Raw genomic sequence first — 24154 nt, forward strand, 5'->3', positions numbered from 1 at the left:
CCTGGGGCGGGAGGTGCGACGATGGGCCCATGTCCGCGACGCCCCGCTTCCTCACGCTGGCCGACGTGGCCGAGGTGCTCAACACCTCCAGCGCGCAGGTCTACGCGCTGGTGCGCCGCGGCGACCTGCCCGCGATCAAGATCGGCGGGCGCGGCCAGTGGCGTGTGGAGTCGAGCAAGCTCGAGGACTACATCGCCCGGATGTACAAGCAGGCCGAGGACTTCGTGGCCCAGCACCCGTTCGTCGAGGCCGACACCACGGAGTGAGGCTCAGCCCTGCTCGGCGCCGAGCTCGACCTGCGCGCTGCGCTCCTCGCCGTCGCGCTCGTAGGTGAACTCGATCGTCTCCCCCGGCTGGTGCGTGCGGATCGCGACGATGAGGCCGATGCCGTCGGTGACACGGTCGCCGTCGACCTCGACGATGACGTCGCCCTCCTCGAGGCCGGCGTCGGCGGCCGGGCTGCCGTCGTTGACCTTGTCGATCCGGGCGCCCGAGCCGTCCCGGACCCCGGTCTGCACCTGCGCACCGATCACGGGATAGCTGGACTCGCCGGTCTTGAGGATCTGGTCGGCGGTGACGACGACCTGCTCGACGGGGATGGCGAAGCCGACCCCGATGTTGCCGGCCTGCCCGCTGATGGTCCCGCCGCCGTTGGTGGCGATGGCGGAGTTGACGCCCACGACCTGCCCGCGCAGGTCGACGAGCGGCCCGCCGGAGTTGCCGGGGTTGATGGCGGCGTCGGTCTGGACGGCGTTGATGTAGGAGGAGTCGTCGGAGGACTCTCCGGTGGTGACCGGGCGGTTGAGCGAGCTCACGATGCCGGCCGTGACCGTGGAGCTCAGGCCGAGCGGCGAGCCGATCGCGACGACACCCTCGCCGACCCGCAGGCGCTGCGAGCGGCCCAGCGAGGCGGGCGGCAGCTCGTCGGCGTCCTCGGCGAAGAGCACGGCCAGGTCGTAGACCGGGCTGCGGCCGACGACGCTGGCGTCGTAGCGGTTGCCCTCCTGGTCGACGATCTGGATCTTGCCGTCCTCCTTGGCCGCGGACTCGACGACGTGGTTGTTCGTGATGATGTGGCCCTGCTTGTCGAGGACGAAGCCGGAGCCCGTGGCGCCACCCTCCTCGCCGTCGAGCGACGCGATGATCTGGACGGTGCTGGGAAGCACCTGCTCGGCCACGGCGGCGACCGATCCCTCCTGCTCCGCCGAGAGCGGGGGCAGGCTCACGGTGTCGACGTCGTCGAGGCCACCGCTGACCGTGCCGGGGGCGTCGGAGTCGCTGAGCTCGTCATAGGCCACGCTTCCGGCCACGCCACCGAGGACGCCGACGACGAGGGCGACCGCGGCCAGGACGGGCCACACCCATCCGCTGACCCGGGCGCGTGGGCCCGCGGACGCGCGGTGCGCCGGGGGCTCGGTGGGCATCGGCTGGGTGCCCGGCGGCGGGTACCCGCCCCACGGGTCCGGGGGGCCGGCGGGTGGCGACGACGGCGGGAGCCAGGAGGCGCCGGGCTGGACAACCCCCGGCTGGGGAGCGCCCGCGGGCGGAGCCTCGCTCCGCGGCCCGTCGTACCGGGGCTCGTCGGCCTGCGCCGCGTCGGCGGGCGGACGGGGACTCTGCTCGTCGGGACGGAGGGGACCGAGGGACAACGGCTGGGTGAGCTCGTCGTCCCGGTACCCCTCGTCCGGGCTCGAGGGCTGCTCCGGCTCGTTCACCCGGTCATCATCCCCCGGGCCGGCAAACGCCGGTCACGGGAGGGTGGCGCGACGCGGCTGGCCGCCGACCGGCGACGGCGCCGGGTTGGTGACCTGCGTCGTCGGCGTGCGCCGGTCGATGGTCGGCGCGTCCGCGGGCGCGGCGCCCAGCGCGAGGACCCCCATCACCGCGGCGCCGACGGCCCCGCCGCCGATCGCGGCCAGCCCGAGGTTGCGCCGGGTGCGGTGGGGATCCTCCTGGGCGATCGCGAGGTAGAGCTCGCTCGGGGTGACGCCCAGCAGCGAGCCCTTGAGCCGCTCGGGCGCCGAGCCGCAGTCGAAGGAGAGGCTGGAGAGACGGGTCTTGACCCAGCCCTCGCGCTCCACGAGGTCGCGGCAGGCGTGGCAGGTGTGCACGTGGGCCCAGGCACGCTCGCTCTCCTCCGGCGAGAGCTGCCCGTCGAGGAGGGCGCTGACGCGGGTGCCGAGGTGACCGATCACGACGCGCTCCACGCGGCTGCCTGGTCCGCGGCGGGACCGGAGTAGCGCGCGCGGCCGGCCGCCGGCGCGCGGTGGGCGAGCGCCGTACGGAGCATGGCGCGGCCGCGGTGGATGCGCGAGCGCACGGTGCCGAGCTTGGCGCCGAGGATCTCAGCGATCTCCTCGTAGGTGAGGCCCTCGACGTCGCAGAGCACCACCGCGGCGCGGAAGTCGGGCGGCAGGGTCGCCAGCGCGCGCTCGATGTCGTCGTCGAAGGTCTGGTCGGCGTAGGCGGTGTCCGGGGCAGGCGAGGCGCTGGTCAGCCGGTCGGCCCGCTCGTCGGAGAGCGCGTCGAAGCGGATGCGCTGCTTGCGGCGGGCGCCGTCGAGGAAGAGGTTGGTGGTGATGCGGTGCAGCCAGCCCTCGAACGTCCCCGGCGTGTAGGTCGACAGCGAGCGGAAGACGCGGACGAAGACCTCCTGCGTGAGGTCCTCGGCGTCGTGGCGGTTGCCGGTCAGCCGGTAGGCGAGGCGGTAGACGCGGTCGGAGTGGCGCTCGACGATCTCGTCCCAGGTGGGGACTCCCTCGGTCTGCTCCATCGTCGCTCCTCGCGTCGGCACTGCTGAAGTGGGCACCACGCTAGGTGCCCTGCCTGAACGTTCCCTGTGAAGAGCCATCACTTCTCGCAACGATCGGCACCGGTGCGGTGTTCCCACCGCGCGTCCGTCGCGGCGGGCCCCGGTGGCGATACGGTGGACGCCTCCGAGACCCGCCCACCAGGAGGACGTCATTCCCACCCCGATCAAGCCCGCGAGCTGGACCTACGCCGAGTCCTTCGTCCCCGAGGACGAGGTGCTCGCCGCCGCCCGGGCGCGCGCCGAGGAGGTCGGCGTGGCGCCGATCGGCTCCGGCGGCGGAGCCGCCCTGCGCTTCCTCGCCTCGGCCATCGACGCCCGCGCCGTCGTCGAGATCGGCACCGGCACCGGCGTCTCCGGCATCTGGCTCCTGCGCGGGATGCGCTCCGACGGCGTCCTCACCAGCGTCGACATCGAGGCCGAGCACCAGCGCCTGGCCCGCGAGACCTTCGCCGACGCCGGCATCCCCAGCCAGCGGGTCCGCACGATCGCCGGCGCCGCCCTCGACGTCCTGCCGCGCCTCACCGACGGCCACTACGACCTGGTGTTCTGCGACGGCGACAAGGCCGAGTACGCCGCCTACCTCACCGAGGCGCTGCGCCTGCTGCGTCCCGGCGGCGTCGTCGTCTTCGACAACGCCCTGTGGCACGACCGGGTCGCCGACCCGGCCCAGCGCGACGAGGAGACCGTCACCATCCGCGACCTCGGCCGCGCCGTCATCGAGCACGAGGGCCTGGTCTCCGTCCTGCTGCCCGTCGGCGACGGCCTGCTCGTCGCCAAGAAGGAATGGCTCGCCGAGACGGAGTAGGCGAGCCTCTACCCCACGCCGGTGTCCGGTGGTTGAGGTGCGAGCGCAGCGAGCCTCGAAACCACATCGCCGCACCCATCCGGTGCGGTTCGGTGGTTGAGGTGCGAGCGCCAGCGAGCCTCGAAACCACATCGCCGCACTCCACCGGTGGTCGAGCAGTGAGGAGCGCCAGCGACGAGCGTCCGTCGAGACCCCCGCACCTCTGGCTGCCTCCTCGGGCCGAGCTGGGGTGCCGCGCGCATAGCCGGTCGCGTCTCCGCGTCAAGGATCGCCTGCGGCGCCCGCTTCGCGGCGCCCTTCGGGCGTCCTTGACCCGGAGCCTCTCTCGACCGGCTTGACGGCGCACGGGGCGACACGGGCTTCGCCCGCGCCGCCCGCGCAATGCGCGGCACCCCTCCCCGTGAGGCTGGTGTGACTGGTGGTGCGTCTACCGACACTCAGCGTCGGCAGTTGGTCACCGCGCTGGCTGGGCCAAGCGTGAAGACCTCCGCCCGGAGCTCGAACTGCCGACATAGGTGACCGATCGGCGGGGCCCGCGCTGTTAGCGGGCGGCGCGGCGAAGCCGCCGCCGCCCGTGCGCCGCCCCAGCAGCCCGGGAGAGGCTCGGAGTCAAGGACGGCGAAGCCGCCGCGAAGCGGGCGAAGCTCCTTGACGCCGAGACCCGGGCTGCTAGCGCGCGGGCCAACACCAGCCCCGCACAGGCGAGGTGGTTTCGAGGCTCGCTGGCGCTCGCACCTCAACCACCGTGGTTCAGCTCGGCGTTAGGCTCACGGGGTCTCGACGGGCGCTCGTCGCTGACGCTCCTCACTGCTCGACCACCGGCGGGGTGGTTTCGAGGCTCGCTGCGCTCGCACCTCAACCACCGGTGGGGTCAGCTCGGCGTTCGGCTCACCGGGTCTCGACAGGCGCTCGTCGCTGGCGCTCCTCGCTGCTCGACCACCGGTGGGTGGTGTCGAGGCTCGCTGCGCTCGCACCTCAACCACCGGGGGCGAGGGTCAGGCGCGGGGGGTGGCTTCGAAGCCGTCCCAGCCCTCGGCGACGGCGACGATGTCGCACGGCTCGACCAGGACCGGCCGGGAGCCGATGATGCGGGTGCCGGGGGCGTCCGCGACGCCTTCGACGAACTCCGCCTGGAAGGCGGCGCGGGCCTCGTCGGTGGCGAAGACGTAGGAGCCCTCGAACCACTCACCCTCGCGCACCCGCCAGGTCTTGTGGTGCAGGCCGGACATCCCGGTGAAGCGGCCGTGGGAGGTCTCGGCGACGAAGTCGCGCAGCTGGTCGACGACGCCGTCGGGCGCGCCCTCGAGGGACCAGCGGATCGTCAGGCCCTTCACCCGATCCCCGCCAGCGGGTCCTCCCGGCCGAGCCAGGCGAGCAGCGCCCGGGCGCCGAAGCCGGTCGGCCCCTTGGTCCACTCGTGGCGGTCCTCCGGGGCGTCGCCCACCGACGCGATGTCGAGGTGCGCCCAGGGGACGCCGCCGACGAAGTGCTGCAGGAAGAGCGCGGCGGTGATGGCGCCAGGACCGCCCGGCGCGTTGTCGGCGTCGGCGATCTTGGAGGCCAGCTTGTCCTCGTAGCCGGCGTGCAGCGGGAAGCGCCACAGCTGCTCGCCCGCCTGCTCGCCGGACTCGGCCAGCGCGGTGGCCAGCGCGTCGTCGTTGGCGAAGTAGCCGCCGACGGTCTGGCCGAGCGCGACCTTCATCGCGCCGGTCAGGGTGGCGACGTCGACGATGACGGCCGGTGACAGCTGCTCGACGGCGTACGCCAGCGCGTCGGCGAGCACGAGGCGGCCCTCGGCGTCGGTGTTGGTGACCTCGCTGGTGCGACCGCCGTAGTGACGCACGACGTCGCCGGGGCGCATCGCGTTGCCGGAGACGGCGTTCTCGGCGGCGGCCACGAGCCCGACCACGCGCACCGGGCAGCCGACCTCGGCCAGCGCGGCCATGGTGGCGAGCACCACGGCGCCGCCGGTCATGTCGCGCTTCATGTTGACCATCGCCTCGCCGGGCTTGATCGAGAGACCGCCGGTGTCGAAGGTGATGCCCTTGCCGACCAGCACGACGGTGGGGGTGCGGCGGTTGGCCTTGCGAGGCGCGTAGTCGAGGCGGATCAGCCGCGGCGGGGTCGCCGAGGCCTTGCCGACACCCACGATGCCGCCGAAGCCACCCGCCTCGAGCTCGCGCTCGTCCCAGACCCTGATGTCGAGTCCGGCCGCGCCCGCGATCTCGCGGGCCTGGTCGGCCAGCCACTCGGGGTTCTTCAGGTTGGAGGGCACCGACGCGAGGGTGCGGGAGCGCCAGCCGGCACCGCCGGCGGCCAGGGCGCGACCGAGGGTCGCGCGCTGGGACGCGCTCTCGTCGAGGTCGGCCAGCACCACCCGGGGCACGGGCACGGTCTCCGGAGGCGTCGAGCGCCAGTGGAAGGCGAACGACCCGAGCATGACCCCGACCACGAAGGCCTCGAGCCCGGCCTCGGGGTCGAGTGCGGCGATGGTGGTGGCCACGGCGTGACGGTCGTGCGCCGCCCGCGCCAGAGCCGCCCCGGCCCGCCGGAAGTCGACCGGTCGCTGCGCCCCGACCCCGACCAGCAGGACCAGCCGCAGACCGGAGTTGTCGGGGGCGCCGGAGGGCACCGGCAGCGCCACGACCTCGCCCGCGGCGCCGGTGGCGCGACCCGCCTCCAGCACGCCGACCAGGTCCAGGCCCAGTGCCTCGCCGAGCTCGGCGCCGCCGGGCCCGAGGAGCACGGCGCCGCCGGCCTCGTCCTCCGGCAGCACCGGCAGGGCGACGACGTCCACCCCGAGGATCACGTGGGGCCGGAGCCCGCTGATCGCGAACTCCGGTGGCGAGACCTGGCTGGGGAAGGACAGAGCGGTGGACGTGTCGGTCACCCGACGACGTTCTTGAGTGCCTCGCCCAGGGCTCCGGCCTCCTCGGCGTTGAGCTCGACCACGAGTCGGCCACCACCTTCGAGGGGGACGCGCATCACGATGCCGCGCCCTTCCTTGGTCACCTCGAGCGGACCGTCACCCGTCCGCGGCTTCATTGCCGCCATGCGGCACCTCGTTCCTGTTCCCGATCCAAGAGCAGCCGGGGACCCCCGTGCTCGCTACGCACCGACCATTATCCCCCATCACCCAGGTGATCGGGACCACAGCCCTGCGCGACCCGCGTCGGCGCGTCCCCCCGGCGCGTCCGGACGCCGTCGGCGACGGCCCGGACGAGCACCGGCGACGGGGCGGGGTCGCCGCCCTCGTGCGCCGCCCCTCGCGACTGACAGACTGCCGCCATGACGACCTCCCCCGACTCCGCGGTCCGGCTCGAGCTGAGCGACGGCGTCGCGACGATCACGATCAACCGACCCGACGCGATGAACAGCCTCGACGTGGCGACCAAGGTGCTCCTGCTGGAGACGGTACGCACCGTGGCCGACGACCCCGCCGCGCGCTGCGTCGTCCTCACCGGCACGGGCCGGGCGTTCTGCACCGGCCAGGACCTCAAGGAGCACATCCAGCTGCTCCACAACGGCGGCAGCGACCAGCTCTTCAGCACCGTCGACGACCACTACAACCCGATCGTCACAGCGCTGGCCGGGATGGAGAAGCCGGTCATCGCCGCGCTCAACGGCGTCGCCGCGGGAGCCGGCGCGAGCCTGGCCTTCGCCTGCGACCTGCGCGTCGTCGCCGACACCGCCGGCTTCAACCTCGCGTTCGCGAACGTCGCGCTGTCGTGCGACACCGGCGCCAGCTACCACCTGCCCCAGCTCGTCGGCCGGGCCAAGGCGATCGAGCTCCTCTACTTCCCGCGCACGATCAAGGCCGACGAGGCGCTCGAGCTGGGCCTGGCCACCACCGTGGTCCCGGCCGACGAGCTCGCCACCGAGGTCGGGGCCCTGGCCGCCCGCCTGGCGGCCGGCCCCACGGTCGCGCTCGGCGCCATGCGCCAGTCGGTCGCCTACGCCTCGGGCCACACCTTCGAGGAGGCTGTGGCCTTCGAGAGCGCGATGATGCAGCGCACCGGAGCCACCGCCGACCACGCGGCCGCGGTGGCGGCGTTCGTGGCGAAGGAGAAGCCGGTGTTCGAGGGCCGCTAGCCCGAGGTCGGGGCCGGATCGATCGCGACCGGGACACGTCGCCGGGCGCCGAAGATCGAGAGCACCTGGCGCGGAGCGACCCGCGACATCGTGCGGCGCGACGGGTGGGCGCCGTACTCCACCGTGAGCGCGGCGCCGTCGAACCGGTGGTTGAACCAGCCGGTCATGGTGCCGTGGCAGACGCCGCCGCAGGTGAGACTGCGGCGTGGCAGGTGCAGCTTGCGCGCCACCCGGCGCGCGAACGCCGGCTTCTTGGTGTCGGTGTCGACGGCGTACAGCGGCTGGTGGAAGCTCAGCACGCGGTCGGGTCGGACCGTGCGGAGGAACCTCATGACCGCGCGCGTCTCCGGCTCGGACCGGGGCTTGGGCCCGGACTCGTAGTTGCCGTCGAGATCGGCCCACTTGTAGGGGAAGTTGCGGTTGAGGTCGACGCCGTGGGCGTTCTTGCGGGTCCCCCGCGCCAGCCCGTCCGGGTTGTACGTCGGGATGACCCACAGGTTGATCCCCTCGACGGGCGCACCGTCGCGCAGCGACTCCAGGATCCGGCGGGTGGCCGGCTCGTTGCCGTGCATCGTGGAGATGAGGACGACGGTCCTGACCCGGGGGCCGGCCGGCTCGCCGAGGCGCCAGGCGACGATCTTGCGGCCGCGGACCGACGTGCCCAGGACCCGCCGTCCCACGACGGCCGGGCGGCCGGCGGCGGGTGCCGAGGCGGCCGCTGCCGAGGAGACGGAGCCGGCGGGCGCCGGGGAGGCACCGCTGGATCCGGGGGTGCCGGCGAGCAGCGCGGCCACGAGGCCGGCGCCGCCGATCAGGGCCGTCGCGCGCCGCACCTCAGACCACGCTGCTCAGGTAGGCCCAGGTGAAGACCGCCACGCCGGCCGCCATCCCGACGTGTGCGAGCACCGACAGTCCCGGACCGTCGGACCACGTGTCCTGCGTGCCGCCGGCGGAGTGCCGGCCGCGGCTGGGCAGCCACCGCACGAGGATGAGCAGGCCCGCGAGGGCCACCAGCCACCACAGCGCCAGGGCCGCGATGCCGATCAGGTTCTCCGTGCCCTCGCTGACGACGTCGCCGCCGAGCAGGAAGACGAGCCAGACCGCCAGCGCCAGCCCGCCGGAGACGGTGTGCAGGGTGAGCAGCGCCCGTCCGACGTAGACGCGGCCCGCGCCCCCCTCGTCACGCCCCAGCCGCAGGCGCGTCAGGACCACGACCAGGGCCGCCAGGGCGGTCAGGACGTAGACGATGATCTGCTCGGTCGACACGCTCGGCAGTGTGCCCTAACGGGCCGGGTCGCCGCCACGAGCCTCGCGCTCGCGGACGTCGCGGTCGGCGAACGACTCCTGCTCGGTCGCCAGCCGGTCCAGCAGGGCGTCGACCTCGGACATCCGGTAACCGCGGAAGGCGAGCGAGAACCGCACGCTGCGCAGGTCGCGCGCCTCGACCGGGCGGTCGGCCGGGACGAGCGCGTCGGGGCGGTCGTCGTAGACCTCCGCCATCGGGGTGCCGTGGCCGGCGGCGAGCATCGCCACGCCGCCCATCGCCAGGACGATGAGCACCGCGAAGAGCCACATCACCCTGCGGCCCTCGCGGACGTCATCAGCGCGACCGCCTCGTCGACGTCGTCGGTGAGCGTCAGCCGGTCGAGGTCGGCCTGGGCGATCTTGCCGTCCTCGAGCACGGTGTCGCGCAGCCAGGCGATCAGCCCGGACCAGTACGCCGTACCGATGAGGACCACCGGGAAGGCCGAGACCTTCTGGGTCTGGGCGAGCGTCAGCGCCTCGAACAGCTCGTCGAGCGTGCCGAGGCCGCCGGGCAGGACGATGAAGCCCTGGGAGTACTTCACGAACATGGTCTTGCGCACGAAGAAGTACCGGAAGTTGATGCCGACGTCGACCCACTCGTTGAGGCCGGACTCGAAGGGCAGCTCGATGCCGAGCCCGACGCTCAGCCCGCCCGCCTCGCTGGCGCCCTTGTTGGCGGCCTCCATCGCGCCGGGGCCGCCGCCGGTCATGACCGCGAAGCCCTCCTCGACCAGCCGTCGGCCGACCTGCTCCCCCACGGCGTACGACGGGTGGTCGACCGGCGTGCGCGCGGAGCCGAACACGCACACCGCGGGCCCGAGCTCGGCGAGCGCCCCGAAGCCCTCCACGAACTCCGCCTGGATGCGCAGCACGCGCCACGGGTCGGCGTGCACCCAGTCGGCCGCGCCCCGCGAGTCGAGCAGGCGCTGGTCGGTCGTGGTGCCGTCGACCTGATCGCGACGCTGCATCACCGGTCCCTTCATCTTGAACTTCACGACGCTCCCCCCAGCCAGTCGGTGAGGACGCGCGCACAGCTGCGGATCTGGTCGACGGCCACGTGCTCCTCCTGCTTGTGCGCCAGCATCGGGTCGCCGGGGCCGAAGTTGACGGCCGGGACGCCCAGGGCGGTGAACCGGGCGACGTCGGTCCAGCCGAACTTGGGGTTGACCTCACCGCCGACCGCCTCGATGAACGCCTTGGCCGCGGGACGGTCGAGGCCCGGCAGGGCGCCCGGCGAGGTGTCGGTGAGCGTCACCTCGAAGCCCTCGAAGAACTCGCGCACGAAGGCCTCGGCCTCGGCCTCGGAGCGGTCGGGGGCGAAGCGGAAGTTGACCTCGACCACGCACTCGTCGGGCAGGACGTTGCCGGCGACGCCGCCGCGCACGAAGACGGCGTTGAGCCCCTCGTGGTACTCCAGCCCGTCGATGACCGGCAGCCGCGCCTCGTAGGAGTTGAGCCGGGCCAGGATCTCGGCCGCCTTGTGGATGGCGTTGACGCCCTTCCAGCTGCGGGCGGAGTGGGCCCGCTCGCCCGTCGTACGGACGTCCACGCGCAGCGTGCCCTGGCAGCCGGCCTCGACGACGGCGTTCGAGGGCTCCATCAGGATGGCGAAGTCGGCGGCGAGGAGCTCGGGGTGGCGCTGGCTCAGCAGGTGCAGCCCGTTGTACTCCGCGTCGATCTCCTCACCCTCGTAGAGCACGAAGGTGAGGTCGCGGTTGGGTGCTGTGACGGTCGCCGCCAGCTGGAGGATGACCGCGTCGCCGCCCTTCATGTCGCAGGTGCCGAGCCCGTGCAGCAGCCCGGTGGCCTCGTCGAGGCGGCTGGGGAGGTTGTCGTTGAGGGGCACGGTGTCGAGGTGGCCGGCGATGACCACGCGCTCGCCGAGGCCGAGGTCGGTGCGCGCGACGACGGTGTTGCCGAGCCGGGTCACGGTGAGGTGGGTCAGCGGCGTCAGCGCCGCCTCCACGACGTCGGCGATCGCCTGCTCGTCCCGGCTCACCGACTCGATGTCGACGAGCTGCCGGGTGAGGGTGACGACGTCGCCTGTCAGGTCGAGCTGCATGGCGCCAGTCAACCAGCCCGACGGTGCCGGCCGGTGGCCCGCGGGGCGACTTCCCTGAAACTGGAACACGTTCTAGTGTACGGACCATGCGCAACGGACTCGTCCTGTTCACCTCCGACCGCGGCATCCGGCCGGCCACCCTCGGCGCGGCCGCGGAGGAGCGCGGGTTCGACACGTTCTACGTGCCCGAGCACACCCACATCCCGGTGAAGCGGCAGGCCGCGCACCCCGGCACCGGGGACGAGTCGCTGCCCGACGACCGCTACCTGCGCACGCTGGATCCATGGGTCTCCCTGGCGACGGTCGCGCAGGCCACCTCGCGGATCCGGCTCTCCACCGCGGTCGCGCTGCCCGTGGAGTCCGACCCGATCACGCTGGCCAAGCAGATCGCCACGCTCGACCACCTCTCCGGCGGTCGCGTCGAGATCGGCGCCGGGTTCGGCTGGAACACCGACGAGCTCGCCGACCACCACGTCCCGGCCGGGCGCCGGCGCACGGTGCTGCGGGAGTACGTCGAGGCGATGCGCGCACTGTGGACGCAGGAGGAGGCGTCGTACGACGGCGAGTACGTCTCGTTCGGGCCGTCGTGGGCCTACCCCAAGCCGGCCGCCCACATCCCCCTGATCATCGGCGCCGGCGGCGGACCCAAGACGTTCGCGTGGATCTCCGCGCACGCCGACGGCTGGATGACGACCCCCACCCAGCAGGACATCTCGGGCCAGATCGAGGCGCTCAAGACCGCCTGGGCCGAGGCGGGGCGCGAGGGTGCGCCGGAGATCCGGATCCTGATCGCCTTCCGGCCGGACCCCGCGGACCTGGCCGCCTGGGCCGAGCAGGGCGCCACCGAGCTGATCTGGGGAGTGCCCGACAAGGAGGAGGCGGAGGTGCTGGGCTCGCTCGACCGCCTCGCCGGACGGCTCGGTCTGGGCTGACCCCTACGTCCTGCGGCGACGCGAGTTGAGGGATCACCCCTCATGCCCCGGCGTCGCCGCGCAAGGAGTGTGGCGGGACCGGCCGCGACGGAGCGGCCCCCAGCCAAAGGACAGCACCATGCTCCGCAACACCCGGGCCCTGCCCGCCGCGCTCGTCGTGGCCGTCGTCCTGCTCGTCGCCGTGGCCGGCGGCGCCACCGCCGCCAAGCTCATCACCGGCAAGCAGATCAAGAACGGCACGGTCACCAGCGCCGACCTGAGGAACAACAACGTCTCCGGCACCGACCTCAAGAACGGCAGCGTCGGCAGCGCCGACCTCGCCAACGGTGGCGTCGCCCTGGCCGACCTCGCCCCCCAGGCGCGCACGTCGCTCAAGTCTGACTCCCACGACGGCCTGCTCATCGCGGTCCCGACGTGCAACGACAACACCCTGGTGACCTGCGAAAACCTCCTCACCGTGCCGGTCGTGCCGGGCACCCAGCTGGTCACCGCGAGCGGCGACTTCGACAACATGGACGCCGACAACGCCATCAACAACACCTGCGGCCTGGTCCAGGGCGGCGTGCTGCTGAACGTGACCCGCTTCGTCCTCACGCCCAACTTCCAGCCCGGCGAGGTCGAGAACTTCACCCTGCAGCAGGTGATCACGGTGCCGGACGCCTCGCAGCCCGTGCACCTGCGCTGCAGCGAGGGCGACGACGACACGCTGCGCCTGGTGCGCCCCCGCCTGACCTCGATCAAGGTCAGCTGACCGCTCCGAGGAGCGCCGGCCCGTTCCGTCCGGGGCGGGCCGGCGGCATGTCCCCGCCGGCACCCCCAGGCACCCCCAGACACCCCCAGGCACCCCCCAGCCGGAACTTGGGGGTCCGACCCTCATGCCCCGGGGGTGCCGACACCAGCAGGCTTGCCACATCGGCCGCAACGGAGCGGCCCCGTCGAAGGAAAGAACCATGCTTCGCAACGTCCGGGCGCTGCCCGCAGCCATCCTCGTCGCCGTCGCGCTGATCGTCGCCGTGGCCGGCGGCGCCACCGCCGCCAAGCTCATCACCGGCAAGCAGATCAAGAACGGCACCGTCACCACCCAGGACGTCAGGAACGACAGCCTCACCACCCAGGACGTCCGCAACCAGTCCCTCACCGGAGGCGACGTCCAGGACGGCTCCGTCACCGGCGTCGACGTCGCCAACGGCTCGGTCCGGGGCGCCGACCTCGCCGCCGACGCCAGGAACCAGGCGAAGGTGACCGTGGGCACCAACACGTTCGTCCCGTCCTGCGCAGGCCAGGAGCTCGTCGGGTGCGAGCCCCTCGTCGACATGCCCCTGACGGCGGGCACCTGGCTGGTCAGCGCCACCCTGACGGTGAACAACATCCACGGACAGCCCACCTCCGACGGCAACCGCTGCGGCCTGCTCGAGCTCGACGCGCTTCTCGGCTACGCGTCCCACGCGCTCGCGCCCAACAACACGCCGCACGAGGGCGAGACGCTCGCGTTCACCCAGGTCGTGACCGCGACCCAGCCCACCGGCGTGACGGTCAGGTGCACCGAGCAGCCCGGCGAGGCCCTGCGCGCGATCAGCCCGACGGTCTCCGCGGTCAAGGTCAGCTGACCCCTTCCCACCCGCCCCCAGCCCTCACCGAACTGAGGGTCCGCCCCTCATGCGTGCGGGGTGCCCCTCGACAAGTCTCCTCACATCGGCCGCAACGGTGCGGCCCTCATCAGAAGGAACAGAACCATGATTCGCAACCTCCGAGCCCTCCCCGCCGCACTCCTGGTCGCCGTCGTGCTCGTCGCCGCGATGGCCGGCGGCGCCACGGCCGCCAAGATGATCACCGGCAAGCAGATCAAGAACAACACCGTCACGACCAAGGACATCAAGAACAACAACCTGACGTCCAAGGACGTGCGCAACAGCACCCTGACCGGCGGCGACGTCAAGGACAACAGCCTGTCCGGCGCCGACGTCGCCAACGGCAGCGTGAGCGCCGCCGACCTCGCCGCCGACGCCAAGAACGAGGTGCGCACCAGCGACCTCGGCGACTCCAACCTGGTCACCTGCGCCGACAACGGTCTCAGCAACTGCCTCGCCATCACCGGGCTCTCGCTTCCCGCGGGCACCTGGCTGGTGACCGGCACGATGACCCTGCTGAACCTCGACAACGCCCCGACGGACGACTTCAACCGTTGCGGTCTGGTCAGCGCCAGCACCCTGCTGGCCGAGGCGAGCACGCCGCTGGCCGCGGAGGGCGGTCCGGGCGAGTCCGAGACGGTCGCGTTCACCCAGGTCGTCCAGGCCGCGGGCACCGTCGGCGTCTCCCTGCGCTGCAGCGAGCAGGTCGGCGAGAACATGCGCGCCGGCAGCCCGACCCTCACCGCGGTGAAGATCAGCTGATCGCGCTCACGCGCTGACGTTTCACCAAGGTATGTCGCTGGAGCGTCACTTCCCTCGGGCTGCAGACAGAGGGAAGTGACGTCGTCCCTGCATACCTTGGGGAAACAGCGCCGCTCACCTCCACCGCTGGCCCGTCGGACCACCTCCGACGGGTCAGCGGTTCTTCGCGTCCAGGTGGGCCAGCAGGCCGTCGACGATGCGGGCCAGCCCGAACTCCAGCTCCCGACCCGGGTCGCTCGCCGCCTGGTAGGCCTCCCCGGCCGCCTGCCCCACGCGGCCGGCGAGCGGGTAGGAGCGGTGGGCCATCACCTCGCCGAGGGTCTCCGCGTTGGCCTGCCACCACTCGAGGTCGGTCATCCCGGACTCGCGCTGCGCCTGGCGTACGGCGTGCTCGGCGCGCGCGATGTTGCTGGCGAAGCCGACCAGGAGCGAGACCGCCTGGTCCATCTCCAGGTCGTCGAGGCCGACGCCCTCGAGCGCCGAGAGCTGCCACTCGTAGCGGTCGGCCATGTGGGGGCCCAGCCACGGCCGCACGCCCGACACGTCCAGCAGCCACGGGTGCGCCCGCACGTCGGCGTACTGGGTGAGCGCAACCAGCTCGAGCCGCCCGCGCAGGTCGTCGGCGGGCAGGGCGGGCAGCTCCGTGCGCCCGAGCGCCTGGTCGACCATCAGGACGACGAGCTCGTTGCGCCCCGGCACGTAGGTGTAGAGGGTCATGGCACCCAACCCCACCGCGGCGGCGAGCCGGCGCATGGACAGCGCGCCCAGCCCGTCGCGGTCCGCGATCTCGATCGCCGCGTCGACGACCTCGTCGACGCTGAGGCGCTGCTGGGGTCCCCGCCGCGTCGTGGGCGCGTCGCCGGACGGCACGACGTGGCGCCACAGCAGCCTCAGGGACGGGTCGGGATCGGCGGGCACGCCCTCAGCCTAACTTCTTCGTACGGCGTACGGCATAAATGCTAGGGTGTGCCGGTTCGTCATCTCCGTACGTCGTACGAAGTAGAAGGAGCCCCATGCCCACCACCACCCCACCCCCTGGTCCCACCGCCGCCGTGTCCGCGCGCGGCCTGCGCAAGCGCTACGGCGACACCGTCGCCCTCGACGGCTTCGACCTCGAGGTCCGGGCGGGGACGGTGCACGCCCTCCTGGGCCCGAACGGCGCCGGGAAGAGCACGGCCGTCCACACGCTCGCGACCCTGACCCGCTGCGACGACGGCGAGGCCACCGTGGCAGGGCACGACGTACGTCGCGAGCCGCACCGGGTGCGTGCGGCGATCGGCCTGGTCGGCCAGGCCGCGGCCCTCGACGAGGTGCTGCACGGTCGGGAGAACCTCGTGATGTTCGGCCGGCTGCACGACCTGTCGATCGGCGAGGCCCGGGCACGGGCCGACGAGCTCCTCGTGACGTTCGGCCTGGCCGACGCCGCCGACCGCAAGGTCTCGACGTACTCCGGGGGGATGCGGCGGCGGCTCGACATCGCGTGCGGCCTGGTGCTGCGCCCGAGGGTGCTGTTCCTGGACGAGCCGACGACCGGCCTCGACCCGCGGGCGCGGCACGAGGTCTGGGAGACCGTACGGCGCGTGGTCGCCGCCGGGACGACCGTGCTCCTGACCACGCAGTACCTCGACGAGGCCGACCAGCTGGCACACCGGATCACCGTGATGGGGGCCGGGCGGGTCATCGCCGAGGGCACGGCGAGCGAGCTCAAGGGCCGCCTCGGCGGGGACCGGGTGATCGTCACGGCCGCCGCGGACGTCGACCTGGAGCGACTGCGGGCCGTCCTGGGCGGGACGGCCGACGCCGAGCGGCACCAGGTGAGCGTCGAGGCAGGCGCCGCCGGCGGGGGCGCGGCCCTGAGCGCCGCCGTGCGCGCGATGGACTCCGCGGGGCTCGCCTTCGACGACGTCCTGCTGCGGCGACCGACGCTCGACGAGGTGTTCCTGCACCTCACCGAGCCCAGCACCAGCACCAGCACCAGCACCACCGCCCCCAGCACCGGAGGAGACCGATGACCGGCACCCCGACCCACACCCTGGCTCGCACGGCACGGCACAGCTGGGTCGTCACCCAGCGCGACCTGCGGCACTGGGTCCGCGAGCCGTGGGGACCGATCTTCGGCATCGCCTTCTCGATCATGCTGCTGCTGGTCTTCGGCTACCTCTTCGGCGGTGCCATCGCGCTGCCCGGCGGCGGCGACTACCTGCCGTACCTGCTGCCCGGCATGTTCGCCCTGACCATGCTCTTCGGCATCGAGACCACGATGGCCGCGGTCACGACCGACTCCAAGCGCGGCATCACCGACCGCTTCCGCTCCCTGCCGATGAGCAGCGTCGCCGTGCCGCTGGGTCGCGCGGGCGCCGACCTCGCCAACTCCGCGATCGCGCTGGCGGTGCTGATGGTGGGCGGGCTGTTCGTGGGCTGGCGCATCGACGGCGGCGCCGGCCAGGCGCTGCTCGCGGTCGGGCTGCTGCTCTGGCTGCGCTTCGCGATGCTGTGGCTGGGGATCTACCTCGGGCTGACCTTCCGCGGCGAGGGCTCGATGGCCGCCGTGCAGGTGCTCGTGTGGCCGATCGGCTTCCTGTCCAACCTGTTCGTCGCCCCGGAGACGATGCCGGGCTGGTTGGCGTTCCTCGCCCAGTGGAACCCGGTCTCCGCCACGGCGGCCGCCTGCCGCGAGCTCTTCGGCAACCCGACCGGCATCACCGACGGCGTCCTCGCCGACCACGCGCTGCTGCTGGCGCTCGCCTGGCCCGCGGTGCTGGTCGCGGTGCTGGTGCCGCTCTCGGCGCGGGCGTACCGCGGGCTCGCGCGCTGACGTTTCACCAAGGTATGTCGCCAAAACGTCACTTCCCTCGGGCTGCAGCCCGAGGGAAGTGACGCTTTCCCTGCATACCTTGGTGAAACGGCGCCGCTAGGCCTTGGCCACCGTCACGACCGGCTCGCCGTCGGGCCCCTGCTCCACGACGTACGACGTCGCGAGGGTCTCGTTGGTGATCAGCTGCTCGTGGGCGCGGGCGGCGGCCTGCACCTCGGCGGAGCCGGCCACGGTCAGCGAGATCCGGTCCGACACGTCGAGGCCGGCGTCGCGGCGCGCCTGCTGGACCGCGCGCACGAGGTCGCGCGCCAGACCCTCGGCGGCGAGCTCGGCGGTCACCGCGGTGTCGAGGACGACGAAGCCGCCTCCCGGCAGCACGCCGGTCGCGGTGTCGGCGTCGGCGGACCCGGCGACGGTGTCGAGGGTGAACTCCCCCTCCACCAGCTCCAGGCCGCCTGAGGTGACGGTGCCGTCGTCGGACACCGACCAGTCACCGGACTTGGAGCCCTTGATGGCCCGCTGCACGTCCTTGCCGAGCCGCGGTCCGGCCGCGCGGGCGTTGACGGTCAGCCGTCGCTCCACGCCGTACGACGCCGCCTCGGACGAGTCGGCCGCGAGCAGGCGCACCTGCTTGACGTTGACCTCGTCGGCGACGATCCCCTCGAAGCCGGCGAGCGCGGCGGGGTCGTCGACGACCACGGTCAGCGTCGCCAGCGGCAGCCGGTTGCGCAGGCTGCCGGCCTTGCGCAGGGCCGACGTCGCCGAGCAGACCTCGCGCACCTGGTCCATCGCGGCCACGAGCGCGTCGTCGGCCGGGAGCGCGGAGGCGTCGGGCCAGTCGGCGAGGTGCACCGAGCGCTCGCCGGTGAGCCCGCGCCAGATCTCCTCCGTGGTCAGCGGCAGCAGCGGGGCCGTGACCCGGCAGACGACCTCGAGCACGGTGTAGAGCGTGTCGAACGCCTCGGTGCTGTCACCCCAGAAGCGGTCGCGCGAGCGCCGGATGTACCAGTTGGTCAGCACGTCCAGGAACGACCGCGTCGAGTCGCACGCGTCGGCGACGGCGTAGTCGTCCATCTGACGCGTCATCTGCTCGACGTACTGACGGCACTTGGCCAGCAGGTAGCGGTCGAGCGGGTCCGTGGACGACGTCGACCACTGCGCCTCGTGGCCCTGCCCGCCGCCCGCGGCGTTGGCGTACATCTGGAAGAAGTACCAGCTGTTCCACAGGGGGATCATCACCTGGCGCACCGAGTCGCGGATGCCCTGCTCGGTGACGATCAGGTTGCCGCCGCGCAGGATCGGCGACGACATCAGGAACCACCGCATCGCGTCGGCGCCGTCGCGGTCGAAGACCTCGGTGACGTCGGGGTAGTTGCGCAGCGACTTCGACATCTTGTTGCCGTCGGAGCCGAGCACGATGCCGTGGCTGATGCAGGAGCTGAACGCCGGCCGGTCGAAGATCGCGGTCGCCAGCACGTGCAGCGTGTAGAACCAGCCGCGGGTCTGGCCGATGTACTCGACGATGAAGTCGCCGGGGAAGTGCCCCCCGGCGGAGCCGGACGAGTCGGGACCGTCGAACCACTCGGCGTTCTCGAACGGGTAGTGGACCTGGGCGAACGGCATCGAGCCCGAGTCGAACCACACGTCGAGCACGTCGCTCACGCGGCGCATCAGCGACTTGCCCGTCGGGTCGTCGGGGTTGGGGCGCACGAGCTCGTCGACGTAGGGCCGGTGCAGGTCCGGCACGCCGTCGCCCTTGCCGGGCAGGCGCCCGAAGTCGCGCTCGATCTCCTCGAAGCTGCCGTAGACGTCCAGGCGCGGGTACGCCGGGTCGTCGCTCTTCCACACCGGGACCGGCGAGCCCCAGAAGCGGTTGCGGGTGATCGACCAGTCGCGGGCGTTCTCCAGCCACTTGCCGAACTGGCCGTCCTGGATGTGGTCGGGCACCCAGCGGATCTCCTGGTTGAGCTCGAGCATCCGCTGCTTGACCGCGGTCACCTCGACGAACCACGACGAGACGCCCTTGTAGATCAGCGGCTCGCGGCAGCGCCAGCAGTGCGGGTAGGAGTGGTCGTAGGTCTCGCGGCGCAGCAGCACCGTGCCCGGCGAGACCGCGCCGGTCTCTCCCGAGCCCGCTGTCGCGGCCTTGAGGTGGTCGATGATCTGCAGGTTGGCGTCGAAGACCAGCAGGCCCTCGTAGTCGACGACGGGGAAGGTGAACCTCCCGTCCTTGCCGACCGGCATGACGGCCTCGATGCCCTCGCGGTCGGTGACGACCTTGTCGTCCTCGCCGAACGCGCCGGCGGTGTGCACGAGCCCGGTGCCGTCGGTGGTCGTCACGAACTCCGCCGGCACCACGCGGAACGCGTTGTCGTGCCCGGCGTAGTAGCTGAACGGCGGGGTGTAGGTGAGCCCGACGAGCTCCTCGCCCTTGCCGCGCCAGGTGACCTCGGGGTCCTCGCCCAGCTCGCGGGCGTACGACGCCACGCGGGCCTCGGCCAGCAGGTAGCGCGTCCCCTCGACCTGGACGACGACGTAGTCGATGTCGGCGCCGACCATCACCGCGAGGTTGGAGGGCAGCGTCCACGGCGTCGTGGTCCAGACGAGGACCTTGACGCCGAGGAAGTCACCCGGGGTGGTGACGTCGTAGCCGACGGTCACGGCCGGGTCCTGCCGGTTCTGGTAGACGTCGTCGTCCATGCGCAGCTCGTGGTTGGACAGCGGCGTCTCGTCGTTCCAGCAGTAGGGCAGCACCCGGAAGCCCTCGTAGATGAGGCCCTTCTCGTGCAGCTGCTTGAACGCCCACATGACCGACTCCATGTAGTCGGGGTTCATGGTGCGGTAGTCGTGGTCGAAGTCGACCCAGCGCGCCTGGCGGGTGACGTACTCGCGCCACTCGCCGGTGTACTTCATGACCGACTCGCGACAGGCCTCGTTGAACTTGTCGATGCCCATCTCGACGATCTCGTCGGTGGTCTTGATGCCGTTGAGGCGCATCGCCTCCAGCTCGGCCGGCAGCCCGTGGGTGTCCCAGCCGAAGCGGCGCTCGACCTTGCGCCCGCGCATCGTCTGGTAGCGCGGGATCAGGTCCTTGACGTAGCCGGTCAGCAGGTGGCCGTAGTGCGGCAGCCCGTTGGCGAACGGCGGACCGTCGTAGAAGACGAACTCGTTGGCGCCGTCCTGACCCGCGTCGCGCTGGTCGATGCTGGCCTGGAAGGTGCCGTCGGCATCCCAGTAGGCGAGCACCCGCTCCTCGATCGCGGGGAACTTCGGGCTCGAGGGGACACCGTCGCCGGTGGTGGAGACCTTCGGATAGGCCATGGTTCGCTCCTGCTGGTACGTCGGTCGGCTCGGGCTGCTGCCACGAGGACGACGCCCTGACTGCTGGGCCGCGGTACCACCTCGCTTGCCGCCCCGTCTCCGGGACGACCGCTTCGTTCACGGCTGTGACGGGCCTACCCGTCCGGCTCTACTGCGCACTCGAGCTGGGCACTCGCGTGCTGTTCTTCCGGAGGCTCGCCGCTGATGACGGCTCGAACGCCTGTGGGCCCAGCCTACGGCGGCCCCGGCGCGGCGTGCGAATCGGTTGCCTCCTCCAGCCAGGAGAGGATCCGCTCGGCGGCCTGCCCCGGGCTGAGGGCGCGGTTGTCGAGGCGCAGGTGCGGCAGGTCGCGCAGCACGTCGTCGGCCGGCGACGGGTGATCCGGGTCCGTGACCATGCGCTGCGCCTCGAGCTCGCGCACGTGCGCGTCCGACCGGGCTCGGCGGCCACGGAGCTCGCCGCTCGCCGCTCGCCCCGCCGTCGCGACCCGGCTGGGCGGGATGTCTGAGAAACTTGACATCGGTCGGGTCCGCGTCGCAGGGTGATGTCAAAGAAGTCATACATCGAGAGGTGCCCCATGAGCGCGACCCGGACCGACCTTCCCGCCCCCACCCGCCTGGCGATCGCCGTCGGCTGCGGGCTCGTCGCGGCCGCGGCCGTCGGCGCCGTGGCGGCCTGGGCGCGCGACGACGCCTCGGACGGCATCACGTTCGCGGTGTTCGCCCTGCTGACGCTGCCGTTCGTGACGGCGCTCGTGGCCCTCCTGCTCGACCGCACGCCGTACCCCGAGCGCGACGAGGACTCCATCGAGTCCCAGTGGACGACCCGCGCCAGCAGCGGCGCCTTCTACGACACGATCGTCGCCATGAGCCTGGCGACCGTGGTCACCTCGGTCCTCGACACCCAGTCCGTGCCGGTGTGGGTCTTCGTGGCGCTCGGACTGGTGGACATGAGCCTGCGGCTGGTGCTCCTCGGTCGTCGGGAGGGCTGATGCAGAACCGGCTCCGGGTGCTGCGCGAGCAGGCCGGGCTGTCGCAGGGCGAGTGCGCCGAGGCCCTGGGGGTGTCGCGCCAGACCGTGATCTCGATCGAGAAGGGTCACTTCGACCCCCGGCTCTCGCTCGCCTTCCGGATCGGCCGGCTCTTCGAGGTGCCGGTCGACGAGGTGTTCCTCCCCGACTGACTCGGCTCACCCGGCTGGTCCTTGACCAGGTGGAGCAGCCAGTCGCGGCCGGTGTCGATCAGCGCGTAGCGGCGGACGAAGGCTGTGCCGTGGAGGTCGAAGACGAACCGGCGCTCGTTGCGGTCCACGAGCTCCCACCAGCCGTGGTCGGCGATGGACTTGTGCTCGTCGGTGTACGTCGCATGGTCCAGGTCGTGGTCGGGCACGGCCACCGCCAGCCGGTCGTGGCGGCTGTCAATGGGCAGCCCCTTGGGGACCGCCCATGAGCGCAGCGTGCCGTCCTGCTCGAGCCGCAGGTCGAAGTGGTGGCGCGGCTGCTCGTGCTCGTGGAGCACCCACACCGGCCGCGACATGGCGCCATTCTTCCCCGCCCGGCCCGGCAGGCCTTTGCCTGCCCTTGATGTTCGGTTGACGCGCCGTTAGCGGCCCGTGGCGGAGGTTGGTGTCACCGTCCCGGCACGACCGTGCCCACCCCGACCACAGGAGATCCCATGTCTGTCCGCCGCACCCGCCGCACGCGCCTCAGCGCCGCCCTCGTGGCGGCACCGCTCGCCCTCACCCTCGTCGCCTGCGGTGGTGACGACGACACGGACACCGACACCCGCTCCGACGACGCCCCCGCCTCCGGCACCGCCTCCCCCGCGGACGAGACGCCCCAGGACGACCAGGCGGGCTCGACGTCCCAGCCCGCCGGCGACACCGACGGCCTCCTGGCGGCCGCGACGACCGCACTGGGCGAGGTCTCGGGCGCCACGGTCTTCTCCGTCGACGCCGAGCCGACCGGGTGGGAGGTCACCCTCGTGGCCGCCGACGGCACCGAGAGCGAGGTGGCCGTCGCGGCCGACGGGACCGTCGCCCGCGGCCCCGTGACCGACCCGGACGACAGCGGCGCCGACGAGGCCGACGACCTGGCCGAGCGCCGGCAGCTGCTGAAGGACGCCACCGTCGACCACGCCGCCGCCGTCGCGGCCGCCCAGTCGTCCAACCCGGGAGCGGTGGTGACCGGCGTCGACCTCGACCTGGACGCCGGCCGCGCGACCTGGGACGTCCAGCTCGGCGAGGACACCCCCGACGAGCTGACCGTCACCGTCGACGCGACGACCGGCGAGGTCATCGGCACCGAGCGCGACGACTGATCCCGCTCAGCGGCCCACCCGCCTCGCGGTGAACGTGTCCACCGCGAAGCAGCGGTCGGGGCCGGAGTAGGTGAAGCGCCCGCTGGTGGCCCGTCGCCCGGCGATCTTGACCTGCAGGGTGACGCCGTACAGCCGGGCGCGCTGCGTGCGGTCGACCACCCCGTCGAGGCCGATCCTCGATCTCGGGAAGCTGTAGGTGTTCATCGTGTACGTCGGGAAGCCGTCGGGGTAGCCGCCGCACTGCGTGCGGGTGTAGCTCCGGAAGCCGGTGAGCCGGCGGCCCGAGGTGACCCGGAAGGTGATGGTGCCGCTCCGGTTGGCGTACTTCCCGGGGGCCGGACGTGCGGCGGCTCGCACCGGCCTCGTGCGCACGGCGCGGCGGGCGGACGGAGCGTCGACCGACGTGACGGTCAGCCGGAGCGGGCCCGTCCTGGCGCTCGTCCGTCGGACCTGGATCCGCGCACTCGAGCTGCCGGTCTCGTAGACCCTCTCGATCCGCGCGCCCCTCACCCGCAGTCCCCTCCCCGCGCCGGTCACCCGCACGCCGGTGGCATCGACCCGGCCGCGGTTGACGACCGGCACCGTGACCGCGGTCCAGTTGCCGCGGACCAGCGGGAGCCGGCGGACCGGGCGGTCGAGGACCTCCGGAGCGCCCAGCGACAGCTGGGGGCGCGCCGGGACGTCCACCAGACCCCCCAGCAGCACGGACCGCACGGTGTTGTCGTCGGGCGGCAGGTTGGTGTCGAGGTCCAGCACGGCGAAGGCGCAGTCCCAGGTCTCGTAGCCGGCCTGGTCGTCGGCGATGCTCATCGTGATCGTGCGCCCGGCTCGCGAGAAGCCGGCAGCCATCGTGCCCCACGTGATGGTGGTGAGCTGCAGGTCGCCGTAGCAGGTGCTGTCGGCCACGTGACCGAAGGCGACCGTGAGGTAGGACTCCGTGCCGATGCCGGTGGGCTCGGCGTCCAGCACGACGGTGGCGCTGACGCGGTCGCGGAGGAGGTCCTGACGCACCGAGGCGGAGGTGAGCCGGCGAGCGCCGCTGCCCAGGGGCCCGTCGGGGCGGACGGTCAGGTTGCCGACCCGAGCGTCCAGGGGGACGCGGGAGGCCGGCGCGGCGCGCAGTCTCGGTGACGAGAACGCGCTCGCCGACCGGTCGTCCTGCGTCACGGCCCGCGTGGCTTCGGCCGCCTCGGCCGGGGCGACCAGCCCGCCGGCGAGCATCGCGAGACCGGCAGTCAGGACAGCGACGCGCATAGGGACCTCCGAGGCCGTGGGGCGTGGGACCGAAGGTAACCCGGGAT

General features: G+C 72.5%; 28 protein-coding genes. 12 read left to right on the forward strand and 16 right to left on the reverse strand.

Features of this window, described 5'->3' with window-relative positions:
* The first annotated feature begins 29 nt into the window (after positions 1–29).
* The gene (locus IRQ30_RS06380; RefSeq protein WP_193608907.1) at positions 30–266 is read left to right on the forward strand and encodes a helix-turn-helix domain-containing protein; all 237 of its coding nucleotides are present in this window, start codon (positions 30–32) and stop codon (positions 264–266) included.
* A gap of 3 nt (positions 267–269) precedes the next feature.
* Here the strand turns inward: IRQ30_RS06380 and IRQ30_RS06385 are convergent, their stop codons facing one another.
* The 3 genes from IRQ30_RS06385 to sigE are packed head-to-tail and all read right to left on the reverse strand — an operon-like array spanning position 270 to position 2773.
* Positions 270–1715, reverse strand: a complete 1446-nt coding sequence (locus IRQ30_RS06385) for a trypsin-like peptidase domain-containing protein (protein ID WP_193612132.1) — start codon at positions 1713–1715, stop codon at positions 270–272.
* 33 nt (positions 1716–1748) lie between these two features.
* On the reverse strand, positions 1749–2207 hold the full coding sequence (locus IRQ30_RS06390; protein ID WP_193608905.1) for a zf-HC2 domain-containing protein: 459 nt from the start codon (positions 2205–2207) through the stop codon (positions 1749–1751).
* Positions 2192–2773 carry an RNA polymerase sigma factor SigE gene (sigE, locus tag IRQ30_RS06395; RefSeq protein ID WP_193612133.1) on the reverse strand — a complete coding sequence of 194 codons (582 nt, stop codon included), beginning with the start codon at positions 2771–2773 and terminating at the stop codon, positions 2192–2194. Before sigE ends, IRQ30_RS06390 begins: the two co-directional genes overlap by 16 nt.
* A 148-nt stretch (positions 2774–2921) precedes the next feature.
* On the opposite strand from sigE, the gene IRQ30_RS06400 reads away from it, so the two are divergent.
* Positions 2922–3617: an O-methyltransferase gene (locus IRQ30_RS06400; RefSeq protein WP_420827598.1), complete on the forward strand. Its 696-nt coding sequence runs from the start codon at positions 2922–2924 to the stop codon at positions 3615–3617.
* A gap of 995 nt (positions 3618–4612) precedes the next feature.
* On the opposite strand, the gene IRQ30_RS06405 is transcribed toward IRQ30_RS06400, so the two are convergent.
* From IRQ30_RS06405 to IRQ30_RS06415, 3 genes are read right to left on the reverse strand one after another with little or no spacing between them, the layout of a single operon-like run.
* The gene (locus IRQ30_RS06405; RefSeq protein WP_193612134.1) at positions 4613–4951 is read right to left on the reverse strand and encodes a hypothetical protein; all 339 of its coding nucleotides are present in this window, start codon (positions 4949–4951) and stop codon (positions 4613–4615) included.
* Positions 4948–6507, reverse strand: coding sequence for a M17 family peptidase N-terminal domain-containing protein (locus IRQ30_RS06410; protein ID WP_193612135.1), 1560 nt, complete (start codon positions 6505–6507; stop codon positions 4948–4950). The genes IRQ30_RS06405 and IRQ30_RS06410 overlap by 4 nt, the downstream gene beginning before the upstream one ends.
* Entirely contained in the window at positions 6504–6671 is a 168-nt protein-coding gene (locus IRQ30_RS06415; protein ID WP_136594384.1) for a DUF3117 domain-containing protein, read from the reverse strand. Before IRQ30_RS06415 ends, IRQ30_RS06410 begins: the two co-directional genes overlap by 4 nt.
* Before the next feature lie 234 nt (positions 6672–6905).
* Here IRQ30_RS06415 and IRQ30_RS06420 point away from each other — a divergent pair, with 234 nt between their 5' ends.
* Positions 6906–7709: an enoyl-CoA hydratase/isomerase family protein gene (locus IRQ30_RS06420; RefSeq protein WP_193612136.1), complete on the forward strand. Its 804-nt coding sequence runs from the start codon at positions 6906–6908 to the stop codon at positions 7707–7709.
* Here the strand turns inward: IRQ30_RS06420 and IRQ30_RS06425 are convergent.
* From IRQ30_RS06425 to dapE, 5 genes are read right to left on the reverse strand one after another with little or no spacing between them, the layout of a single operon-like run.
* Positions 7706–8542: a M14 family zinc carboxypeptidase gene (locus IRQ30_RS06425; RefSeq protein WP_193612137.1), complete on the reverse strand. Its 837-nt coding sequence runs from the start codon at positions 8540–8542 to the stop codon at positions 7706–7708. The genes IRQ30_RS06420 and IRQ30_RS06425 overlap by 4 nt on opposite strands.
* Before the next feature lies 1 nt (position 8543).
* Complete coding sequence (locus IRQ30_RS06430; RefSeq protein ID WP_193612138.1) at positions 8544–8975, reverse strand: hypothetical protein; 432 nt, start codon at positions 8973–8975, stop codon at positions 8544–8546.
* Positions 8976–8990: 15 nt separating this feature from the next.
* A complete protein-coding gene (locus IRQ30_RS06435; protein WP_193612195.1) occupies positions 8991–9284 on the reverse strand; it encodes a DivIVA domain-containing protein in 294 nt (97 codons plus the stop codon).
* Positions 9284–9997 carry an LOG family protein gene (locus tag IRQ30_RS06440; RefSeq protein WP_193608949.1) on the reverse strand — a complete coding sequence of 238 codons (714 nt, stop codon included), beginning with the start codon at positions 9995–9997 and terminating at the stop codon, positions 9284–9286. The genes IRQ30_RS06435 and IRQ30_RS06440 overlap by 1 nt, the downstream gene beginning before the upstream one ends.
* Before the next feature lie 8 nt (positions 9998–10005).
* Positions 10006–11076: a succinyl-diaminopimelate desuccinylase gene (dapE, locus tag IRQ30_RS06445; RefSeq protein ID WP_193612139.1), complete on the reverse strand. Its 1071-nt coding sequence runs from the start codon at positions 11074–11076 to the stop codon at positions 10006–10008.
* An 86-nt stretch (positions 11077–11162) separates the two neighbouring features.
* Here dapE and IRQ30_RS06450 point away from each other — a divergent pair, with 86 nt between their 5' ends.
* The 4 genes from IRQ30_RS06450 to IRQ30_RS06465 all read left to right on the forward strand — a co-directional run bounded on the left by IRQ30_RS06450 (position 11163) and on the right by IRQ30_RS06465 (position 14398).
* Entirely contained in the window at positions 11163–12008 is an 846-nt protein-coding gene (locus IRQ30_RS06450; protein WP_193612140.1) for an LLM class F420-dependent oxidoreductase, read from the forward strand.
* A gap of 118 nt (positions 12009–12126) precedes the next feature.
* Positions 12127–12759 carry a hypothetical protein gene (locus IRQ30_RS06455; RefSeq protein ID WP_193612141.1) on the forward strand — a complete coding sequence of 211 codons (633 nt, stop codon included), beginning with the start codon at positions 12127–12129 and terminating at the stop codon, positions 12757–12759.
* Positions 12760–12958: 199 nt separating this feature from the next.
* Positions 12959–13615, forward strand: a complete 657-nt coding sequence (locus IRQ30_RS06460; protein ID WP_193612142.1) for a hypothetical protein — start codon at positions 12959–12961, stop codon at positions 13613–13615.
* A 126-nt stretch (positions 13616–13741) separates the two neighbouring features.
* Positions 13742–14398: a hypothetical protein gene (locus tag IRQ30_RS06465; protein ID WP_193612143.1), complete on the forward strand. Its 657-nt coding sequence runs from the start codon at positions 13742–13744 to the stop codon at positions 14396–14398.
* 153 nt (positions 14399–14551) lie between these two features.
* Here IRQ30_RS06465 and IRQ30_RS06470 read toward each other — a convergent pair whose 3' ends face one another.
* Positions 14552–15316, reverse strand: coding sequence for a TetR/AcrR family transcriptional regulator C-terminal domain-containing protein (locus tag IRQ30_RS06470; RefSeq protein WP_193612144.1), 765 nt, complete (start codon positions 15314–15316; stop codon positions 14552–14554).
* A 95-nt stretch (positions 15317–15411) separates the two neighbouring features.
* Between IRQ30_RS06470 and IRQ30_RS06475 the strand changes: the two genes are divergently transcribed.
* Positions 15412–16410: an ATP-binding cassette domain-containing protein gene (locus IRQ30_RS06475; RefSeq protein WP_193612145.1), complete on the forward strand. Its 999-nt coding sequence runs from the start codon at positions 15412–15414 to the stop codon at positions 16408–16410.
* Positions 16407–17213 carry an ABC transporter permease gene (locus IRQ30_RS06480; RefSeq protein WP_193612146.1) on the forward strand — a complete coding sequence of 269 codons (807 nt, stop codon included), beginning with the start codon at positions 16407–16409 and terminating at the stop codon, positions 17211–17213. Before IRQ30_RS06475 ends, IRQ30_RS06480 begins: the two co-directional genes overlap by 4 nt.
* A gap of 96 nt (positions 17214–17309) precedes the next feature.
* Here IRQ30_RS06480 and ileS read toward each other — a convergent pair whose 3' ends face one another.
* Together ileS and IRQ30_RS06490 are read right to left on the reverse strand one after the other, a co-directional pair.
* A complete protein-coding gene (gene ileS, locus IRQ30_RS06485; RefSeq protein ID WP_193612147.1) occupies positions 17310–20534 on the reverse strand; it encodes an isoleucine--tRNA ligase in 3225 nt (1074 codons plus the stop codon).
* 233 nt (positions 20535–20767) lie between these two features.
* Positions 20768–20956 (reverse strand): hypothetical protein, encoded by a 189-nt coding sequence (locus IRQ30_RS06490; protein ID WP_193612148.1) that lies wholly within the window; start codon positions 20954–20956, stop codon positions 20768–20770.
* A gap of 156 nt (positions 20957–21112) precedes the next feature.
* Between IRQ30_RS06490 and IRQ30_RS06495 the strand changes: the two genes are divergently transcribed.
* Complete coding sequence (locus IRQ30_RS06495) at positions 21113–21526, forward strand: hypothetical protein (RefSeq protein WP_193608887.1); 414 nt, start codon at positions 21113–21115, stop codon at positions 21524–21526.
* Positions 21526–21717, forward strand: a complete 192-nt coding sequence (locus tag IRQ30_RS06500) for a helix-turn-helix transcriptional regulator (RefSeq protein WP_193608886.1) — start codon at positions 21526–21528, stop codon at positions 21715–21717. Before IRQ30_RS06495 ends, IRQ30_RS06500 begins: the two co-directional genes overlap by 1 nt.
* Here IRQ30_RS06500 and IRQ30_RS06505 read toward each other — a convergent pair.
* On the reverse strand, positions 21633–22070 hold the full coding sequence (locus IRQ30_RS06505) for a DNA polymerase ligase N-terminal domain-containing protein (protein ID WP_193612149.1): 438 nt from the start codon (positions 22068–22070) through the stop codon (positions 21633–21635). The genes IRQ30_RS06500 and IRQ30_RS06505 overlap by 85 nt on opposite strands.
* 138 nt (positions 22071–22208) lie before the next feature.
* Between IRQ30_RS06505 and IRQ30_RS06510 the strand changes: the two genes are divergently transcribed.
* A complete protein-coding gene (locus tag IRQ30_RS06510; RefSeq protein ID WP_193612150.1) occupies positions 22209–22853 on the forward strand; it encodes a PepSY domain-containing protein in 645 nt (214 codons plus the stop codon).
* 6 nt (positions 22854–22859) lie between these two features.
* On the opposite strand, the gene IRQ30_RS06515 is transcribed toward IRQ30_RS06510, so the two are convergent.
* Positions 22860–24107, reverse strand: coding sequence for a hypothetical protein (locus tag IRQ30_RS06515; RefSeq protein WP_193612151.1), 1248 nt, complete (start codon positions 24105–24107; stop codon positions 22860–22862).
* Between the last annotated feature and the right edge of the window lie 47 nt (positions 24108–24154).

This window comes from Nocardioides lijunqiniae (assembly GCF_015024225.1).
GTDB classification, from domain to species: domain Bacteria; phylum Actinomycetota; class Actinomycetes; order Propionibacteriales; family Nocardioidaceae; genus Nocardioides; species Nocardioides lijunqiniae.

Excerpts from the sequence above, each read along its gene's own strand:
- ileS (WP_193612147.1), bottom strand. The coding sequence starts at position 20,534 with ATGGCCTATCCGAAGGTCTCCACCACCGGCGACGGTGTCCCCTCGAGC.
- IRQ30_RS06465 (WP_193612143.1), top strand. The coding sequence starts at position 13,742 with ATGATTCGCAACCTCCGAGCCCTCCCCGCCGCACTCCTGGTCGCCGTC.
- IRQ30_RS06440 (WP_193608949.1), bottom strand. The coding sequence starts at position 9,997 with ATGAAGGGACCGGTGATGCAGCGTCGCGATCAGGTCGACGGCACCACG.
- IRQ30_RS06480 (WP_193612146.1), top strand. The coding sequence starts at position 16,407 with ATGACCGGCACCCCGACCCACACCCTGGCTCGCACGGCACGGCACAGC.
- IRQ30_RS06475 (WP_193612145.1), top strand. The coding sequence starts at position 15,412 with ATGCCCACCACCACCCCACCCCCTGGTCCCACCGCCGCCGTGTCCGCG.
- IRQ30_RS06460 (WP_193612142.1), top strand. The coding sequence starts at position 12,959 with ATGCTTCGCAACGTCCGGGCGCTGCCCGCAGCCATCCTCGTCGCCGTC.
- IRQ30_RS06380 (WP_193608907.1), top strand. The coding sequence starts at position 30 with ATGTCCGCGACGCCCCGCTTCCTCACGCTGGCCGACGTGGCCGAGGTG.
- dapE (WP_193612139.1), bottom strand. The coding sequence starts at position 11,076 with ATGCAGCTCGACCTGACAGGCGACGTCGTCACCCTCACCCGGCAGCTC.
- IRQ30_RS06515 (WP_193612151.1), bottom strand. The coding sequence starts at position 24,107 with ATGCGCGTCGCTGTCCTGACTGCCGGTCTCGCGATGCTCGCCGGCGGG.
- IRQ30_RS06455 (WP_193612141.1), top strand. The coding sequence starts at position 12,127 with ATGCTCCGCAACACCCGGGCCCTGCCCGCCGCGCTCGTCGTGGCCGTC.
- IRQ30_RS06415 (WP_136594384.1), bottom strand. The coding sequence starts at position 6,671 with ATGGCGGCAATGAAGCCGCGGACGGGTGACGGTCCGCTCGAGGTGACC.
- IRQ30_RS06500 (WP_193608886.1), top strand. The coding sequence starts at position 21,526 with ATGCAGAACCGGCTCCGGGTGCTGCGCGAGCAGGCCGGGCTGTCGCAG.
- IRQ30_RS06510 (WP_193612150.1), top strand. The coding sequence starts at position 22,209 with ATGTCTGTCCGCCGCACCCGCCGCACGCGCCTCAGCGCCGCCCTCGTG.
- IRQ30_RS06435 (WP_193612195.1), bottom strand. The coding sequence starts at position 9,284 with ATGTGGCTCTTCGCGGTGCTCATCGTCCTGGCGATGGGCGGCGTGGCG.
- IRQ30_RS06495 (WP_193608887.1), top strand. The coding sequence starts at position 21,113 with ATGAGCGCGACCCGGACCGACCTTCCCGCCCCCACCCGCCTGGCGATC.
- sigE (WP_193612133.1), bottom strand. The coding sequence starts at position 2,773 with ATGGAGCAGACCGAGGGAGTCCCCACCTGGGACGAGATCGTCGAGCGC.
- IRQ30_RS06450 (WP_193612140.1), top strand. The coding sequence starts at position 11,163 with ATGCGCAACGGACTCGTCCTGTTCACCTCCGACCGCGGCATCCGGCCG.
- IRQ30_RS06420 (WP_193612136.1), top strand. The coding sequence starts at position 6,906 with ATGACGACCTCCCCCGACTCCGCGGTCCGGCTCGAGCTGAGCGACGGC.
- IRQ30_RS06505 (WP_193612149.1), bottom strand. The coding sequence starts at position 22,070 with ATGTCGCGGCCGGTGTGGGTGCTCCACGAGCACGAGCAGCCGCGCCAC.